General features: G+C 62.3%; 17 protein-coding genes. 10 read left to right on the top strand and 7 right to left on the bottom strand.

What is annotated here, in order from left to right; all coding sequences use genetic code 11:
* Positions 1-32: 32 nt before the first annotated feature.
* Together KF712_13395 and rpsB are read right to left on the bottom strand one after the other, a co-directional pair.
* Positions 33-899 carry an elongation factor Ts gene (locus tag KF712_13395; GenBank protein ID MBX3741985.1) on the bottom strand — a complete coding sequence of 289 codons (867 nt, stop codon included), beginning with the start codon at positions 897-899 and terminating at the stop codon, positions 33-35.
* Between the two features lie 81 nt (positions 900-980).
* Positions 981-1,664 carry a 30S ribosomal protein S2 gene (rpsB, locus tag KF712_13390; protein MBX3741984.1) on the bottom strand — a complete coding sequence of 228 codons (684 nt, stop codon included), beginning with the start codon at positions 1,662-1,664 and terminating at the stop codon, positions 981-983.
* 348 nt (positions 1,665-2,012) lie between these two features.
* On the opposite strand from rpsB, the gene KF712_13385 reads away from it, so the two are divergent.
* Positions 2,013-2,528 (top strand): hypothetical protein, encoded by a 516-nt coding sequence (locus tag KF712_13385; protein MBX3741983.1) that lies wholly within the window; start codon positions 2,013-2,015, stop codon positions 2,526-2,528.
* Positions 2,525-2,965, top strand: coding sequence for a hypothetical protein (locus KF712_13380; protein MBX3741982.1), 441 nt, complete (start codon positions 2,525-2,527; stop codon positions 2,963-2,965). The genes KF712_13385 and KF712_13380 overlap by 4 nt, the downstream gene beginning before the upstream one ends.
* On the opposite strand, the gene KF712_13375 is transcribed toward KF712_13380, so the two are convergent.
* A complete protein-coding gene (locus KF712_13375; GenBank protein MBX3741981.1) occupies positions 2,950-3,819 on the bottom strand; it encodes a hypothetical protein in 870 nt (289 codons plus the stop codon). The genes KF712_13380 and KF712_13375 overlap by 16 nt on opposite strands.
* Before the next feature lie 6 nt (positions 3,820-3,825).
* A complete protein-coding gene (locus KF712_13370; protein ID MBX3741980.1) occupies positions 3,826-4,167 on the bottom strand; it encodes a hypothetical protein in 342 nt (113 codons plus the stop codon).
* Between the two features lie 128 nt (positions 4,168-4,295).
* On the opposite strand from KF712_13370, the gene KF712_13365 reads away from it, so the two are divergent.
* The gene (locus KF712_13365) at positions 4,296-6,452 is read left to right on the top strand and encodes a S9 family peptidase (protein ID MBX3741979.1); all 2,157 of its coding nucleotides are present in this window, start codon (positions 4,296-4,298) and stop codon (positions 6,450-6,452) included.
* Positions 6,453-6,526: 74 nt separating this feature from the next.
* On the opposite strand, the gene KF712_13360 is transcribed toward KF712_13365, so the two are convergent.
* Positions 6,527-7,438: a choice-of-anchor A family protein gene (locus tag KF712_13360; protein MBX3741978.1), complete on the bottom strand. Its 912-nt coding sequence runs from the start codon at positions 7,436-7,438 to the stop codon at positions 6,527-6,529.
* A gap of 295 nt (positions 7,439-7,733) precedes the next feature.
* On the opposite strand from KF712_13360, the gene KF712_13355 reads away from it, so the two are divergent.
* The 6 genes from KF712_13355 to KF712_13330 all read left to right on the top strand — a co-directional run bounded on the left by KF712_13355 (position 7,734) and on the right by KF712_13330 (position 11,980).
* A complete protein-coding gene (locus KF712_13355) occupies positions 7,734-8,333 on the top strand; it encodes a sigma-70 family RNA polymerase sigma factor (protein MBX3741977.1) in 600 nt (199 codons plus the stop codon).
* Positions 8,334-8,386: 53 nt separating this feature from the next.
* The gene (locus tag KF712_13350; GenBank protein ID MBX3741976.1) at positions 8,387-8,779 is read left to right on the top strand and encodes a hypothetical protein; all 393 of its coding nucleotides are present in this window, start codon (positions 8,387-8,389) and stop codon (positions 8,777-8,779) included.
* Positions 8,780-8,908: 129 nt separating this feature from the next.
* Positions 8,909-9,700 carry a serine protease gene (locus KF712_13345; protein MBX3741975.1) on the top strand — a complete coding sequence of 264 codons (792 nt, stop codon included), beginning with the start codon at positions 8,909-8,911 and terminating at the stop codon, positions 9,698-9,700.
* A 47-nt stretch (positions 9,701-9,747) separates the two neighbouring features.
* Positions 9,748-10,329: a septum formation protein Maf gene (maf, locus tag KF712_13340; protein ID MBX3741974.1), complete on the top strand. Its 582-nt coding sequence runs from the start codon at positions 9,748-9,750 to the stop codon at positions 10,327-10,329.
* Between the two features lie 14 nt (positions 10,330-10,343).
* On the top strand, positions 10,344-11,309 hold the full coding sequence (locus tag KF712_13335) for a diacylglycerol kinase family lipid kinase (protein ID MBX3741973.1): 966 nt from the start codon (positions 10,344-10,346) through the stop codon (positions 11,307-11,309).
* The gene (locus tag KF712_13330) at positions 11,306-11,980 is read left to right on the top strand and encodes a YdcF family protein (protein ID MBX3741972.1); all 675 of its coding nucleotides are present in this window, start codon (positions 11,306-11,308) and stop codon (positions 11,978-11,980) included. Before KF712_13335 ends, KF712_13330 begins: the two co-directional genes overlap by 4 nt.
* A 20-nt stretch (positions 11,981-12,000) precedes the next feature.
* Here KF712_13330 and KF712_13325 read toward each other — a convergent pair whose 3' ends face one another.
* Positions 12,001-14,649, bottom strand: coding sequence for an autotransporter-associated beta strand repeat-containing protein (locus KF712_13325; GenBank protein ID MBX3741971.1), 2,649 nt, complete (start codon positions 14,647-14,649; stop codon positions 12,001-12,003).
* A 132-nt stretch (positions 14,650-14,781) separates the two neighbouring features.
* Positions 14,782-15,372: a CDP-alcohol phosphatidyltransferase family protein gene (locus tag KF712_13320; GenBank protein MBX3741970.1), complete on the bottom strand. Its 591-nt coding sequence runs from the start codon at positions 15,370-15,372 to the stop codon at positions 14,782-14,784.
* A gap of 62 nt (positions 15,373-15,434) precedes the next feature.
* Between KF712_13320 and KF712_13315 the strand changes: the two genes are divergently transcribed.
* Positions 15,435-15,899, top strand: a complete 465-nt coding sequence (locus tag KF712_13315; protein ID MBX3741969.1) for a peroxiredoxin — start codon at positions 15,435-15,437, stop codon at positions 15,897-15,899.
* Positions 15,900-15,901 lie beyond the last annotated feature (2 nt).

Raw genomic sequence — 15,901 nt, 5'->3', positions numbered from 1 at the left:
GCGCAGCCGGGCGTCCTTGAAAGGTGGAACGATTACTCGCCGAGTCCGAAGCGGACGAAGCGGGTCACCGTGATGGTGTCACCCAGGGACTTGCCGGTTTCTTCGACCAGCTTGTTGATGGTGACCTTGTCATCCTTCACGAAGCCTTGCTCCAGGAAGCAGCTTTCGGCGAAGAACTTGTTCATCTGGCCGACGAGGATGTTCTCGATGATGTTGGCAGGCTTGCCGCTTTCCGCCAGGCGGGCGCGGTAGATTTCCTTCTCGGCGTCAGCCACTTCGGCCGGGATGTCCGCGCGGGACAGGCCCTTCGGTGCGGCGGCGGCGATGTGGAGGGTGAGGTCCTTGATGAGTTCCTTGAAGGCGTCCTGGGAAGCGGTTTCCTCCTTGGTGGTGCCAACTTCGAGAAGCACGCCGACCTTGCCACCCATGTGGATGTAGGAAACCACAACTCCGCCGGGAGCGGCGTCGAAGCGGACGTACTTGCGGAACTGGATGTTTTCGCCCAGTTCGAGAACCTTGGTCTTCACGTAGTCACCGACGTTGATGTCGCCCTTCTGGACTTCCAGAGCGGCGTCGAGATCGGCGGCCTTGGACGAAGCGATGGCGTCGGCGACTTCGGCGACGAACGCCTGGAAGTTCTCGTTGCGGGAGACGAAGTCGGTCTCGCAGTTGATCTCCAGGAGGACGCCGGACTTGCCGTCGGCGGCGACGCGGGAGGTGATGATGCCTTCGGTGGCGGCGCGGTCGCTTTTCGAGGCGGCCTTCACGATGCCACGCTCACGGAGGAGCTTGATGGCGGCTTCGATGTCGCCGTTGGTTTCGTTGAGGACTTTCTTGCAGTCCATCATGCCGGCGTTGGTTTTGTCGCGAAGTTCTTTGACGGTGGCAGCGGTGATCATGTGATGAAAAATGTGAGCGGTTGGTGGGAAGAAAAACGGGCGGCGTGCCGGATCGACAGGCCGCCCGTGTGACAGATTCGGTTAGTTCTTGCGGGCTGCGACCATGCCATCGACCAGGTTCTGGAGGATGATGCGGATCGAGCGGATCGCGTCGTCGTTGCCGGGGATCGGGTAGTCCACCACGGCCGGGTCGGCGTTGGTGTCCACGATGGCGACGATCGGGATGTTCAGGCGGCGGGCTTCAGCCACGGCGATGGTTTCGCGGGCGGAGTCCACGATGACCACGGCGTCCGGCTTCTTGTCCAGGTCGCGCACGCCGCGCAGGTTGCGCAGCAGCTTTTCGCGCTCACGGCCGAGGGCGGCGAGTTCCTTCTTGGACATCGCCTTGAACTCAGGCTGCTTCTCGATGTTTTCGAGATACTTGAGGCGCTCGATGGACTTGCGGACGGTGGCGCTGTTGGTCAGCATGCCGCCGAGCCAGCGGTGGTTGACGTAGTGTTGGCCGGTCGCTTCCGCGGCTTCGCGGATGGCGTCCTGTGCCTGGCGCTTGCAGCCGACGAAGAGGATCTTTTTGCCCTTGCCGACGAGGTCAGCGAGGAAATCGGAGGCCTTGTCCAGTTGCTGGACGGTCTTCTCCAGGTTGATGATGTAGATTCCGCCTTTGTCCTTCATCAGGAAGGGCTTCATGCGGGGGTTCCATTTTTTGGTCTGGTGGCCGTAGTGGACGCCGGCGTCCACCATCTCGGAGATGAGTTCGTTGATCATTGGTATTAAGTGGTTTCCCGCCTTGATTCAGGACGGGCGATGCTGAAGATTGGCCGCGTATGAGGTCCCTCAGGGTCTTCGTTGGTGCGTAAGGCGGCCTGAAGAGGGGCGGGGAAACTCGGAAAATCCCCCCGCCTTGGCAAGGGAAATCCTCGAAGCCGGCAGGGGATGCCTCATTTTTGAGGGCTTCCTCCCCTGCGGAGCAGCGATCCGTTGCGCTGGGAGCGCTGGTCTTCAGACCGGCATCTTCTCCATCTGTTTGGCCCGCTGAGAGTCGCGATCCGCGCAAAATCCCTGAAAATACGCCCCGGACCGATTCTGTCCGGGATCCCTTGGTAGCTCCGGTCCATGCATCGCACGGATCAGCCTCTTTGGATCACCCCTGCCGACTTCCGGGCAGTCCTGTCCGAGGCGGACTCCCGCCTCTCCGTCCTCCGGGGCCGCTATCCCTCCCTCGGCCCCTACCCGGTTCTCGCCCGCGGCGGCCTCCAAACCGAGCCAACCAACGATCTTCCAAAACTGGTCGGGATTCTCCCGGACCTTTTCGCCGATAACCCCGCGAAATCGGAGATCCTCGGGTTGTTGGGCAAGAAGGGCGAAACGCGGAAGCCGGGAAAATTGAGGGCCGCAGAAAAGAAGAACCAGGAGGCCCGGATCGGCGAACTCTCACCCCTGTTGCGGATCGACGGAAGCTTCCGGGTGGAATTACGGTTCGGGAATCTGGACTACGAATCGATCTGGAAACTCAAAGCAGACCCATTGGTGGATCAGGAGCTCACCCTGCGATCCCATGCGTCGATCCGGATTGTTCTCATGCCGCTCTCGGCATTCGTGGTGGCGGGGCCTTCAAATGGAGCGAGATGACAGCGGAAAATGAGACAGTAGCGGAGGAGACGCTTTTGCAACGGATCAAGGAGAGCTTCCCCGAGCTGGAGGAACTGCTGGAGCGTGTGGGTCGCCGGGGTGCGAACCGCTTCTACAAATTCTATTCGGGAAGCTTCAAAACCTACGATCTCCAGACCGAAACGCGGGAAATCGTGGAGGCGTTGCGTGCCGTAATGCCGGAGCGGCGAATGGACGGCCAATTTCTGGCGATCATGGAGCGCGGCACTGGCAGGGTCTTCCAGCCCGAACACAACGAACGGTGGATCGAAGAAGCGGGACCCGTGGTCGAGGCGTTCCTGCATGCGGAAATGATGCTGCGGCAGATGGTGGAATGCGGAAGAAACATCGGCAGTCTGCCGGTCCGGTCGATTTGTCCCGGCTGGCAACTCATGTGCTGTCTTTACGGAGTGCCCTGACCCTGAGGGTCGGCTTCGTCCGGAATCAATCCGGGGTCAGCGGACGAACCTCGCCGTGAGGTGAACCATGCCCCGGCAGCCGCCAGCAGCACAAACGATGCGGAAACCAGATTCGCCCTGGAGGTGCGCTTCGCCGGGTCCGGGTTCTCGTCCACGAAGCGTGCTTCGAAGATCACATCCGGAGCGGACGTCAGGGGTGCCCCCGGTACGCCTTCCAGCCCGAGTGAAACCGACAGCTCCTCATAACGGCGGAATCTCCGGCTGAAATCTTCATGCTCCACGACGGCTTTCGCTTTGGCCGATCCGCTCACGGCTTTCGGCAGGATCTGGAGGAAGTCCACGTAGCCCGCGCGGGCGGCCTGGTCATGGAGCAGGCCCTTCAGTTTGCGGGCGTCGATTGCCAGCTTGCGGTCTTCTGCGGAGAAAGGCGGGATCTCCACAGGAGCCGCAGCCACTTCCTTCTCCCGGGAAGCTCCCCGGTAGATCCGCGCGATCTCCCTCGCCAGCCCCCGATTTTCATCAATATCCGGAACATCCACCGTGATGCGGGTGCCGTCCTCCTCCGCCCGGATGCGGACATGCTTCGCCAATTTCTCCGGCTGGTCCCGGATCTTGTCCGGCAGCGGGTGGAGGAAAAAATTCCGCAGCACGATGGCGGCGTGGGTGGTGGAAAGGCGGGCCTCTTCGCCGGGTTTGTCCCCGGCGGCCACCATGACCTCCGCCGCCCGCGGGCGCTTCACCGCGGGCTTCTTCACCCTGTCCGAAATTTCTCCGGCGATCGCGCCCAGGACGATGCCGCCAACGATCCAGCAGGTGATGCGGATCCAGCGTGCGGCTTGTCCCGGGTCGCTCATGGCGGGTCAGGCGGGTTTGAGGAGGTAGCCGGCCACCCATCCCTCGTTGCCAGCCTCGTTGAGGCACCAGTGCCAGCCATGGATCTGTTTGAGGGACTCGATCTTGTCCCCGCGTTTGATGGTCAGCACGGTCGGGTCGAAGTTTTCCATCAGGGCGAAGCGGCCTTCGCCGGTCGGCTCCAGGATTTCCTCCGGGACGTAGCCATGGCGGCCTTCATTGTCCTCCGCCCACACCCAGCCCGGCCAGGCGCGGTCCGCCGGTCCGACGGTGATTTCGTCCCCCGCCCCCAGCACGAGCGGGTTGCGGTCTTTTTCTTCGTAGTCGGCGTTGGCGGTGAAAGCGGGCATTGGCGCGAACCTAACAAAGCCGCCGGGAAATGCCACGATTTTGCACTGTCGGTTTTGCCGTCCCGATCCGGGCGGCGGAAGGATTTCCATTGGCCCGGCCGGAGTTCCTGTTAGGGATGTCATCCCTCATGAAAGCGTTGCGGATTCTTCCCTTCCTGTTGCCCATCGGATCGTTGCCAGCCCTTCCACTCCCGGAAGCCCGGGTGGTGACGACGGACTACCACGGCGTGAAGGTGGATGATCCTTACCGCTACTTCGAGGAAAAGGACAATCCGGAGGTCGCCGCATGGGCACGTGCCCTGACGGAGAAATCCCTGGCCGCGCTGTCCCAGGTCCCGGAGCGGACGAAGATCATGAAGATCATCGAGGAAGCGGACGCGGTGCAGGGCGACCGCGTGGGCTGGACGGCCCAGCCGCGGCCCGGAGAGTATTTTTTCCTCATGCGGCGGCAGGGGGAGCAGGTGGAGCAGCTTTTCCACCAGAAGCCCGGCGGAAAGCCGGAGTTGGTGCTGGATCCGCGGAAAATCGTCGATGGGAAAGGATCTCCGGTGACCATCAAACACTACAGCATCTCCCCGGACGTGAAGCATCTGGCCGTCGCGATCACCTCGGGTGGCGGGGAGGATGCGGACCTTTATGTCGTTTCACTCGCCGACGGAAAGGTGGCCGAGGGCCCGTTTTCGCGCGCCCGTTGGGGGCCTGCGGAGTGGCTGCCGGACAGCTCCGGTTTTCTCCACACCCGGCTCCAGGACCTCGGGCCGGACGCGGATCCTTTGCAGAAGTTCCAGAAATCCCGGGTGTATCATCACCGGCTGGGAACCCCGGAAAAGGATGACCGGGCCGTGTTCGGCTTCGGCACGGAGGATGGGACCGGCGTGAAACCGGCGGACATCGTTTCGCTTTCCCCCATGGGCGACAGCGGTTGGGTGCTTTCGTCGAATGGCACTGGCGTCTCCTCCGATGACATCCACCACATCGCCCGGCTGGACGAGGTGCTCGCGGGTACCGCGAAGTGGCGGAAAATCTGCGACCGTTCCCATCTCGTCGGCTCCATGGGCGGAGGTGCGGTGGAACTGCACGGCGACCACCTCTACATCCTGAGCCGGAAGGACGCGCCCAACGGCCGGGTTCTCCGCATGAGCCTGGACGACCTGGATTTCGCGAAAGCGGAAACCATCTACACCGCCCCGCGGGGCTCGATCCAGGGGATCAAGGTGGCTCAGGAGGGCCTCTATGTCCGCTATCTGGATGGTGGTCCCAGCCGCTTGGTCCGCCTGCGCTGGGGCGAGTTGGACAAGCCGGAAACCATCACCATGCCGGGCGACGGCAGGATTTCGCTGCACGGAAACATCGGTGCCTACCCGGACCTGGCGGGCATCGGCGTTTCGTTCAGTTCGTGGACCGGCCCCACCAGGCTTATGCGGGTCCCGGCGGATGGGACGGTCGCGGAACCGTTGGATCTGCCCCAGCAGGTGGAGCCTCCCATTTCAAAGGAACTCGTCAGCCGTGAGACCACCATGCCCGGCCATGACGGCGTGGCGATCCCGGTGTCCATCATCCACCGGAAGGATCTGCCGAAGGATGGCAAGCGGCCCGTCCTGCTCGGTGCTTATGGAGCCTATGGCATCAGCATCGAGCCGGGCTTCCGGCCCTCGGACGCGGCCATCTATGACATGGGCGGCATCCGCGTGGTGGCCCATGTCCGCGGGGGAGGGGAACTGGGGGATGAGTGGCGGCTCGCCGGTTTCCAGAAAACCAAGCCGAACACTTGGAAGGACGTGATCTCCGTCGCGGAGGGCCTCGTCCGGGAAGGTTACACCACACCCGCCCGCATCTGCATCCAGGGCGGGAGCGCGGGCGGCATCACCGTCGGCAGGGTGATGACCGAGAAGCCCGAGGCGGTCGGTGCGGTGCTCTGCGGAGTGGGCTGCATGGACGCCATCCGGATGGAGAATTCACCGAACGGCATCCCGAACCTCGCGGAGTTCGGCAGTGTCAAAACCAAGGAAGGCTTCGAGTCCTTGCTCGAGATGAGCGCCTACGCCCATGTGAAGCCGGGGGTGAAATACCCGCCCATCCTCCTTTATCACGGTGCCAACGACACCCGGGTCGAACTCTGGCAGTCGCTCAAGATGACCGCGCGCCTCATTTCCGCCCAAGGTCCGGATGCACCCGTCCTGTTGCGGGTGGACTACCACCTCGGCCATGGCAGCGGATCTTCCCGGAAGCAGGAGAACGAGCAGCAGGCGGACCTGCTCGCCTTCTTCTTCTCCCGGTGCAGGTGACGGCGGTGGCCGGAAAAGGAAAAGGGCCATGACCGCGTGGCGCGGCCATGGCCCATGGAGCGGGAATCCGTCTCTTACCTCCGGCGGCGGAATGCCAGGGAGACGACGGAAAGTCCGAGCAGCGCCACACCGGAAGGTTCCGGGATGGGCAGGGTGCCCTGGAACTTGTAGTTATGGTATTCGCCGCCGCCCGTCACGTTGTTGGCGATGAGGGTTCCTTCCACATTGCCGTTGGTGAAGGACACGTTCGCCAGCGGGGCGAGGACGCTGCCCTGCACGCTGATGCCGGCGATGGTGAGCGCGGTTGCCTCGTAGAAGTTGTAGAGGACCCGTTGTTTGTCGGTGTTGGCGATGGAGATGCCGAAGTTGTCGAAGAAGATGTTGTCGCCTCCGATGTTGATGACCACCGTGGAGTTCGCCGGTGCGTTGATCTGGATGCCGTTCGCCGAGTTAACCGAGGGGGCGGTGATCGTGAAGGTGTTCAGCGCCGGGTCCGTACCCACGAACTGGAGGGTGCCGTAGTGGTCGTTGAACGAACCGTTGGCCGCCATTCCGGCGAGACTTCCGGAAAGTTGGGTGAGCTGGGATTGGGCTGCCGCGAAATCGATCGGATTGCCCTGGACCAGGCTTCCGTTCGGGATGCCGAAGTTGGAGGTGGTGGCACTGCCGCCATACACCGCGTTCCCTTTGTTCACCTGACCGTTGGTGAACGTCAGGTTGTTGCCAACCACCAGGGTGTTGCCTCCGGTGGTGGGCAGGGAGGTGCCGACGCTGTAGCCGGTGAGGTCCGCGTTGCCACCTACGGCGAGCCTTCCCTCCGTGTCCGAACCGGACGAGGTGAAGTTTCCGAAAATGAAGACATTGTAGTCGCTCGCCGCTCCCAGTGACTGGGCGAGGGCGGAGGGAGTGAGGGCCGTGAAGACGGCACAGGCGGTTGAAAGGGCCGCGAGCGTACGTGCTGCGACCTTGCTGGATGCGAGGTACATTTCGATAGGGGGGGTGAAATGTCCGGGGGGGACGGCGGGAAGCTGCCTCTCGAAGCGCGTTCACGCAAATGGAAACTTCGGTGATTACGCGAATGCGTGTTAATAATAACATTTCGAGATATATAACATATCCTAATCAATCGCTCTCCTCCGCATCCGCGGGGGGGTATTTTCCGTCCGGCCGGAGGGAGAGCGTCCCGGTCAGGCTCCTGGTATTTCGTCCCCGCCGGATGGAGGCCGCCTTTACATCCCCCCTGCGGCATGTAGCATCGGGGTGCTGTTCTCCCCCCCAAGCATGTTCCGCCAAGCCCGGCCCCCCGATCCTGACGAAGACCTTGTTTCCCGTGCCAGACATGGGGACACGCGTGCCTTTGATGCCCTCATCCTCAAGTATGGCGACAAGCTCTATGGACTCGTTTACAACATGACGCACCACAAGGAGGACACCCACGACCTCCTGCAGGACATTTTCGCGAAGGCCTACCACTCCCTCCGGAAGTTCAAAGGTCACTCCACCTTCTACACGTGGATCTACCAGATCGCCGTGAACCAGACGCTGAACTTTCTCAAGAAGCGGAAGCGGCGCTCCGCATACAGCCTGAACGACGAGGAATCCGGTGTGCAGCAGGACCCGGCGATGATCGACACCACCCATGCGGCGAACCCGGAAGAAACCACCCGCATCGCGGAACTTCAGAAAAAATTGAACGATGCGATGATGAAACTGTCTGAATCCCACAGAATGGTGGTTACCATGCATGACATCCAGGGAATGGCCCATGGCGAGATCGCCAGGGTTCTGAGCGTTTCGGAAGGAACCGTCAGATCCCGTCTGCACTATGCCCACCAGCATCTCCAGTCCTGCCTCCAGGACAGTTGGGATGAAAGATTTTAAAATTCTTCTTGCTGTTTTCCCTGATTTTTTGTAAATCCTAACCATCAACTGAGGTGAAACCGACTCTCGAACAACTTGAGAATCTGATGGCCCTCCGGCGCGAAGAGCGGCCGGACGAGGGTTATTGGAAGGAGTTCCTCTCCGAGTTTCATCAACGCCAGCGTGAAGAGGCAGTGAGAAAGTCCGGTTTGTTCGGCAAGCTGGAGGAAGCCAGAAGCTGGTTCACCAATCTCGGGCCTTCCAAGTGGGCGTATGGTGCAGGTCTGGCCTACGCGGCGGTGACCATTGGTTTCCTGACGCTGCCACGCGGGACGGAATACAACAATCCCGCCCCCACACCGGTGAACCGCCAGTTCACTCCGGCCCCCGCGCTCCCGACTGAACAGCTTGACCAACTGGACCTGAGTCCGGCGGGCCAAGGGTCGGCAGGTGAGCAAGTATTCTAACCCGGGAGGAAACTCACGGTGGACTCGTTGGAGGTACGAGGGAACAGGATTTTCGGGAAAGTGGCCATGCTTGTGGCCGTGTTCCAGGGATTTGGCCCATTGGTGTCCGCGGAAGAGACCCAATGGAGGGTGAGTTTTCAGAGAGGCACCCAGAATGTTGAGTCCGCCGCTGTGGCGATGACCACGCCGGATGGCCCCGTCCTGGTGGCGGTGGCCCTGCAGGGAGCGGACTTTTCCGCCACTTCCCTGGTGCTCGGGGGGAAGCCGGTGGCGGCCCGGTTCGCCGGGTATGATGCCGTATCCCGGCTTTGCGTTTTCAAGCCTTCGGAGCGCATCGGTGACGGTATCCTGTCGTGGGCGGACAAAGCTCCGGAGCAGGCTGGAACCCGCATCGGGGTGGGCACTGGTGCTGTCCGGAAGACGGGAACCTTGAAGGGAAAAGTGAACCTCATCGGTGGGAAAGTTCTTCCTTTTGCCCTGCTGGGGGCGGAGATGGCGGGCAAGGCCCCCGAACCTGGTGCATCGGTTACCAGCCCGGATGGGAAAGTCATCGGGATTGTTTTCCAATCAGGGGATGCCGGCGGTGATCTGTATGTCATTCCCGCGCAGGCGGTGCACCGGGTGGTGAGGGATATCTTGGCCAACGGCAGGCTGGTCAGAGGCTGGCTGGGGGTGTCCCTCATGGTGGGGAATTCCGAACCGCGGATCACCAAGGTGTGGGCGGGTTCCCCCGCTGCGGATGCAGGCTTGCGGGAAGGGGATCTGATCAGCCGGATCGGCAAGACCGATGTCGGAAGTTACGCGGACGTCGCGGATACGTTCTTTTACCTGATCCCGGGGGAGCCGGTCGAAGTGACGGTAAGCAGGGAGGGGAAAGTCTTCCGCTTTGCCCTGACCCCGACCGCCGCGCGGCCGAATTGACTGCCATTGGCGGTTGAAGATCTTTCTCCGGCGGGGAAGCATTGCGCATGGGCATTTTGTTGGCTTCATCTTCCCCCCGGCGGCGCGAACTGCTGGAACGCGCGGGCCTGGTGTTCCGGGTCGTGGCGTCCCCGGCAGAAGAGATCCATGATGAAACCATGGAACCATGGCGGCTGTGCGAGGAGAATGCCTTGCTGAAAGCCAGGGCGGTGGCTGTGGATCATCCGGATGAAGTCGTCATCGGCGCTGATACCTTGGTTTTCAGTGATGGCCGGGCGCTCGGGAAGCCTCGTGACCTGGAGGACGCCCGGAGGATGCTGCGGGCGCTGTCCGGAAAGACCCACCGGGTGTGCACCGGCGTCTGCCTCATCTTTCCGGGAGGTGTGGAAGATGTGTTCCATGACCTCACGGAGGTCGTTTTCCGTGAATTCGGGGACGAGGTGATCGGTGGATACTTCGCGAAGGTGGATCCGCTGGACAAGGCGGGGGCATATGGGATCCAGGAACATGGGGAGATGCTCGTGTCGGAGATCCGCGGCAGCTTCGAGAACGTCATGGGCCTCCCGGTCGGCATGGTGGTGGAGCGGCTGATGTCCGCCAGCCCGGACTTGCGGACGGCGGAGGGATGAAGGAAGATCCGGGCATGGAGCCTCTCCACCGCTATCCCCTGATTTTTAACCCGAAGGCGAAAAGCCAGAAGGGGGAGAGGACCCTGCGCTTTCTCATGGAGCACGCGAACCGCTTCGCGCTGTATGCCACGAACCATGGGGATGAAGCGCGCGAACTGGCGGCCAGATTCGCCTCGGAAGGTGAGCCTGTCGTGGTCGCCGCGGGAGGGGATGGCACGCTCAACGCGGTGGTGAAGGGGCTGGCGGGAAGCGGGACCGCGCTGGGAGTGATCCCCGCGGGAACGATGAATGTTTTCGCCCGTGAACTGGGCATCCCTTTCGACAACCTGCCCCGTTGTTTCGATGTCATCGAGCGCGGGCATGTCCGTGAGATCGACCTGTTCGAAGCGAACCGCGCCCCGTTCATCCAGATGGCGGGTGTGGGCTTCGATGCCATGGTGATCGAGGAGACGACATGGGAGTCCAAAAAGATGCTCGGTCCGCTGGCCTACCTGCTGGCCGCGGTGAAGGTGCTGGGCGAGAAGCCGCGCAAGATGGAGATCATCTGCTCTGACGGGCGCCGGGAGGAAGGCGTGGCGGTGCTTGCCGGGAACGGCTCCCTTTATGGCGGGCAGTTCAAGCTTTTCCGGGCCGCTGACAACCAGGACTCGAAGCTCGATGTGCTGGTCTTCAAGGAGGCCGGTTACAAGCTGGTGCTGGATTCCATCAAGGGCCTCGCCCTGGGTGGGGTGGATCTCGCGGCTTCCACCAGCTATTTCCAGGCGGCGGCATTCACCGTGAAGGCGGATGGTGAAGTGCCCGTGGAGGTGGACGGGGATCTATTGGGCCGCTTCGGCGAGGTGAAATTCGCCGCAGCCAGCCGGAAGCTGCGGGTCATCGCGCCGGAGATCGTCACCGGCAGCCGTTTCGTGGATGCGGTGAAGGCATTGCTCCAGTGGACGCGCCGCCCTCCGGAGTTGATGGAATCCCCGCGCGCATGAAGAAAAAGGTCCATAGGAGCGTTTTCGCCAGGTGGTTCCGGCGGGTGGTGATCACCGGCTTTCTGCTCGCGTTCGTGGCGGTGGGATTTGTGGTGTATGTGAACATCATCCCCATGTGGGCTTCACGTGGGCAGCTTTTCACGGATGTCACTTCGCTGCCGAAGGCGAAGGTCGGTTTGTTGTTCGGAACCACGGACCGGGTGGACGGACGTGAGAACCTCTACTTCCGCTACCGTATCGACGCCGCTGAGAAGGTATGGAAGGCGGGGAAACTCGAAACCATCATCGTCTCCGGGGACAACCGCGAGACGTACTACAACGAACCCCGGAAAATGAAGGCCGCCCTCATCGCCCGCGGCGTGCCGGGGGACCGCATCGTCTGCGACTACGCGGGCCTGCGGACCCTGGACTCCGTTGTCCGGGCGAAGGAGATCTTTGGGGCGGATCCGGTCATGTTCATCAGCCAGAGGTTCCAGAATGAGCGGGCCATCTACCTCGCGGAGGCCCATGGCATCGGCGTCTTAGGCTTCAATGCCGAGGACGTCCGGGGCAGGGGAGGGCTCAAGACGAAGGCACGCGAGGTCGCCGCCCGGATCCAGATGTGGCTGGATGTCCATTTCCTGAACACCCGGCCAAGGCATCTGGGGGACAAGGTCGAACTGCCCGACTGAGGGAATCCCGGCCGGTATGCTCAGGCATTCCGCCTGCGGCGGAGGGAGAGTCCCAGCGCCGCGGCCAGCAGGGTGGCGGTTCCGGGTTCCGGGATCGGCGTGAAATTCAGGAACACGTTCCCCGACGCATCCGCCAGGGTGGAGAAGGATCCGCCCGAGTAGCTGCCGTTCGTGATCTGGCTGAAGTTGGTGGCTCCGGAGTTGGTGCCGGTGCCTGTGTTGTTCACGATCTTCCAGCTCCGCTCGATCGTCCAGAAGCTGTCCCCGGAATTCGGGTCGGCCGCCCCTCCTCCGAAGGCGAGCGTCAGGCTGGAAGTGCCACCCAGCGTCAGGCCCAGTGAACCGGCCAAAGTCAGCTCATCATAGTCCGTTCCCGCCGCGGAGGGGAGGTCGGTGAGCGCGGTGATGCTCCATTGGAGATTGCCTCCGGTGCTGAAGTCCGCCGTGCCCGCCACGGAGCTGTTGAAGGTCATTTTCCCCGCCGCGCCGTTGAGGTCGCCCGGTGCGACCGTGCCGGAAATGCTCAGGGCGTTGTTGACGGTGCCGATCCCTGCGAGTGTTCCCGAAGATTGGATGATGACGGTGGGCACGGTGGCGGTGCTCGCGGCGATGGAGCCGTTCACGACCAGCGTCCCGGCCTCGATGGTGGTCGTTCCGGTGTAGGTGTTCGTCCCGTTGAGCGTCCAGACACTGGTTCCGCTTTTGATCAGTGAAGTGCGGTTCGTCACCGTCGCGTTGGGATTCGCCACGGCTCCGCTGATCACATTGCCCGTACTGGTGCCCGACAACCTCAGCGTCGGGCTGGCCGTGTTGGAACCCCCGCTCACTCCCGCCAGCAGGAGATTCGCGGTGGTGGGGTTCATCGTCATCACCGCGTTCGCGGCTGAACCGCCACCGAGTTGGAGCTGGTTGAGGCTGAGTGAGTAGCCATTGCCGCCGGTGAGGTTCATCGTTGTGTTGGCACCGATGTTGTGGCTGCCGAAGGCGATGATCTTGTTCGTGCCGCCGGTCGCCGAGGCACGGTCCACATTGATGTTGTAGGTTGCTCCCGTGGAGGAAACCTGGATCTGGTTCCCGTAGGTCAGCGTCTGGGATGAACTGTCATTGAGGCCGTCGGCGCGGGCATCCAATGTCGCGTTGTTCGCGATCTGGACGGATCCGGTGCCGAAGATCTTCAGCAAGGTATTGCTGCCTGCGGTATAAACGGTGGAATCCACGCCGCGGAGCGTGCCGCCATTGATGTTGGTGACGACCGATGCGTTCGTCATCGTGCTGGCTGCGGTCAGGATGAGGGTTCCGGAACCAATTTTGGTGAGGCCGCCCGTGCTGCTGTTGATCCCACTGGCGAAGGTGACCGTCTGGCTGTTGGTGTCGATGCTGACCTGGTTGCCCGCCGCCGTGCTGAAACGGCTGGAATAGTCCGTGGTGTTCGTGGCGGAGTATTGGAGCGTTCCGCCGTTGAAGTGGATCGTCCCGGTGGGGATGCCGCCCGTGCCGCCTCCCAGCGGCCCGGTGGTTTCCCCCTGTGCCACGCCCAGACGGAGGGTGCCTCCGGAAATCGTCGTATTGCCCGTGTAGGTATTCGCGCCGGTGAGGATCAGCGTGCCTGCGCCGAGTTTGGCGAAGCCGGTCACATTCGCCCCGCCGTTCGCGTTGGCGATGGTCTCCGCGTAGGTGCCGGTGTTTCCGGAAGCGACCTCGATCCCCAGCCGGGAGCCGGCTGTCAGGATTGCCCCGTCGTTGAGCGCTTTGATCTCCGCTTCCGTGAAACTGCCGGTCCCGCCGAAGCCCAGCCCGAGGATGCCGGCGGCCGCCACCTGGATGTTCGACGCGGTCCACTGCGCGGTGTTCGCGTTGTAGAGTGAGGTCCGTGTGGCGAAGGAAAGTGCGCCCGACGTGATGGTGTACGCTCCGGCATAGTCGTTCGCACCCGAAAGGATCAGGCGGGAGTTCGCGCTGTTCTGGACCACCGATCCCACAAAGGTCCCCAGGTTTCCGGAAATGACCACCGCCCCCGTCCCATTCGTGCCGAGGTTGGAAACATTGATCAATCCTCCCGTGACTCCCGTCACACCGATGGAACTGCCGATGTTCAGGTTCCCCGTCCCGGCATTCAGGCGGAAATTCAGGGAGCGTGCGGTGCTGTCCGCATTGGTGATGGTGTTCGTGTTGGCCGTGGCGGAGCCGATGTTGATGATGGCCGCTCCGGACCCGGTGGTGCCGATGTCCAGATTGGTGTTCGTCATGATGAGATTCGGACGCACCGTGAGAGTGCCGCCCGGACTCGAGTTGACGATGGAAGCGGTGCCCGCATTGCCGAACCGGTTGTTCGTGGCATTGATCCCCGTTCCATCCATCGTGAAAGCGATGCTTCCGTCCGACGAGATCCCCCAGGTGGAGGTGTTCGACATCGCACCCCTCAACACCCCGATGGTGACCGCGCTTCCCAGGGAAATGGTCGAGTTGGATCCACCACTGTAGGTGGCGATGTCTCCGGGATTCACGGCAGGCGTTCCATTCGTCCAGGTGGCCGCCGCCCAGGTGCCGCTGGTGGAGGACAAAACGTGGTCCACATCCGCGGAATAAGCCGCCGGACCGGTGAGGCAGATGGCCGTGATGAGTCCGGGGCGCAACCCGCGGGAGAACATGCGGTGGAAGGAGGGTTTCATGGGTTTGGGGGCCTGTTACGGATGCAAGATGCGGAAAACAGGAAGTAATCCATCATGTAAATATCCGGAATCCAAGCCGTTGCAAGCTCCATTGGGGAGGGCGTGGCAACCTCGCGGTGAAAGCCGCCGCTCTTACCCGCGGGCGTGGCCGCTTTCATTCAGGATGGCCAGTCCCTGGCGGACATAGGCGACCGTGGACCACACCGTGAAAACCGCGGCGATGAGACAGGGGTAGATGGGCGGCAGAAAGTAGATCCTCAGCATCACCCATCCCAGCGCGAACATCTGGGCCACCGTGCAGACCTTGCCACTCCAGTGTGGTTTGAAATGGATCTTCCTGTGGCGTGAGAAATGCAGGTAGGCCAGCCCGGCCACGATGATCACGTCCCGCAGGACGACCAAGGCGCAGAACCACGCCGGCAGCCTCCAGCCGTCCGGACCCCAGTCCACCGCAGCCAGCACCGTGATGCCTGTCAGCAGCAGCGTCTTGTCCGCCAGCGGGTCGATGAACGCGCCGAACTTCGAGCGCTGGTTGAACCGCCGGGCCACCCAGCCGTCGATCCCGTCACTCGCAGCCGCCGTCACGAAGGTGGCCAGAGCCGCGATGCGCAGCCACTCCACCGGTTCCCCCGCCGCGATGCTCCGCCCGTAGCAGATGGCCAGAACCGCAAAGACCGGCACCAGCAGCAGGCGGGTGAGGGTGATCTTGCTGGCCAGGGTCATGATGGTGAATTATCGGCGGAAAGTGATTGGTTTGAAAGGTGAAAACACCGACAGTCCGGACCATGAAACCTGCGCCGGGCACCCCTGCCCCCGACTTTGAAGCCACCGTGGTGGATGGCACCCGCGAAGGCCGCGTGAAACTCTCCGGCCTCCGCGGCGGGAAAGTGGTGCTTGTCTTTTATCCGAAGGACAGCACTCCAGGCTGCACCATCCAGGCCTGTGCGTTGAGGGATGGCTGGGAGGAGATCCGCGGGAAGGCCACCATCTTCGGCGTCAGCGCGGATGGCGTGCGGAGCCACCTCAATTTCATCCGCAAGCGGGAACTGCCCTACCCCCTCATCGCGGATGAGGACCGCCGGATCTGCGGAGCCTATGGCGTGTGGGTGGAGAAATCCTTCATGGGCAGGAAATTCATGGGCATCGAGCGCACCACCTTCGTCATCGGTGAGGATGGCCGGATCTCCGCCGTTCTGGAGAAAGTTTCACCTCCCAAACACCTCGCTCTCCTGAAGGAAGCCCTTGCTTGATC

The organism is Akkermansiaceae bacterium (assembly GCA_019634595.1).
Classification (GTDB): Bacteria; Verrucomicrobiota; Verrucomicrobiia; order Verrucomicrobiales; family Akkermansiaceae; genus Luteolibacter.
Note: the sequence above shows the minus strand (reverse complement) of the source record. Positions and strands in the feature narration are given on the sequence as shown.

What these genes read in the sequence shown, in the direction of transcription:
- KF712_13360 (MBX3741978.1), bottom strand. Translation starts at nt 7,438, where the DNA reads ATGTACCTCGCATCCAGCAAGGTCGCAGCACGTACGCTCGCGGCCCTT.
- rpsB (MBX3741984.1), bottom strand. Translation starts at nt 1,664, where the DNA reads ATGATCAACGAACTCATCTCCGAGATGGTGGACGCCGGCGTCCACTAC.
- KF712_13355 (MBX3741977.1), top strand. Translation starts at nt 7,734, where the DNA reads ATGTTCCGCCAAGCCCGGCCCCCCGATCCTGACGAAGACCTTGTTTCC.
- KF712_13385 (MBX3741983.1), top strand. Translation starts at nt 2,013, where the DNA reads ATGCATCGCACGGATCAGCCTCTTTGGATCACCCCTGCCGACTTCCGG.
- KF712_13325 (MBX3741971.1), bottom strand. Translation starts at nt 14,649, where the DNA reads ATGAAACCCTCCTTCCACCGCATGTTCTCCCGCGGGTTGCGCCCCGGA.
- KF712_13380 (MBX3741982.1), top strand. Translation starts at nt 2,525, where the DNA reads ATGACAGCGGAAAATGAGACAGTAGCGGAGGAGACGCTTTTGCAACGG.
- KF712_13315 (MBX3741969.1), top strand. Translation starts at nt 15,435, where the DNA reads ATGAAACCTGCGCCGGGCACCCCTGCCCCCGACTTTGAAGCCACCGTG.
- KF712_13330 (MBX3741972.1), top strand. Translation starts at nt 11,306, where the DNA reads ATGAAGAAAAAGGTCCATAGGAGCGTTTTCGCCAGGTGGTTCCGGCGG.
- KF712_13370 (MBX3741980.1), bottom strand. Translation starts at nt 4,167, where the DNA reads ATGCCCGCTTTCACCGCCAACGCCGACTACGAAGAAAAAGACCGCAAC.
- KF712_13375 (MBX3741981.1), bottom strand. Translation starts at nt 3,819, where the DNA reads ATGAGCGACCCGGGACAAGCCGCACGCTGGATCCGCATCACCTGCTGG.
- KF712_13365 (MBX3741979.1), top strand. Translation starts at nt 4,296, where the DNA reads ATGAAAGCGTTGCGGATTCTTCCCTTCCTGTTGCCCATCGGATCGTTG.
- KF712_13395 (MBX3741985.1), bottom strand. Translation starts at nt 899, where the DNA reads ATGATCACCGCTGCCACCGTCAAAGAACTTCGCGACAAAACCAACGCC.
- maf (MBX3741974.1), top strand. Translation starts at nt 9,748, where the DNA reads ATGGGCATTTTGTTGGCTTCATCTTCCCCCCGGCGGCGCGAACTGCTG.
- KF712_13320 (MBX3741970.1), bottom strand. Translation starts at nt 15,372, where the DNA reads ATGACCCTGGCCAGCAAGATCACCCTCACCCGCCTGCTGCTGGTGCCG.
- KF712_13335 (MBX3741973.1), top strand. Translation starts at nt 10,344, where the DNA reads ATGGAGCCTCTCCACCGCTATCCCCTGATTTTTAACCCGAAGGCGAAA.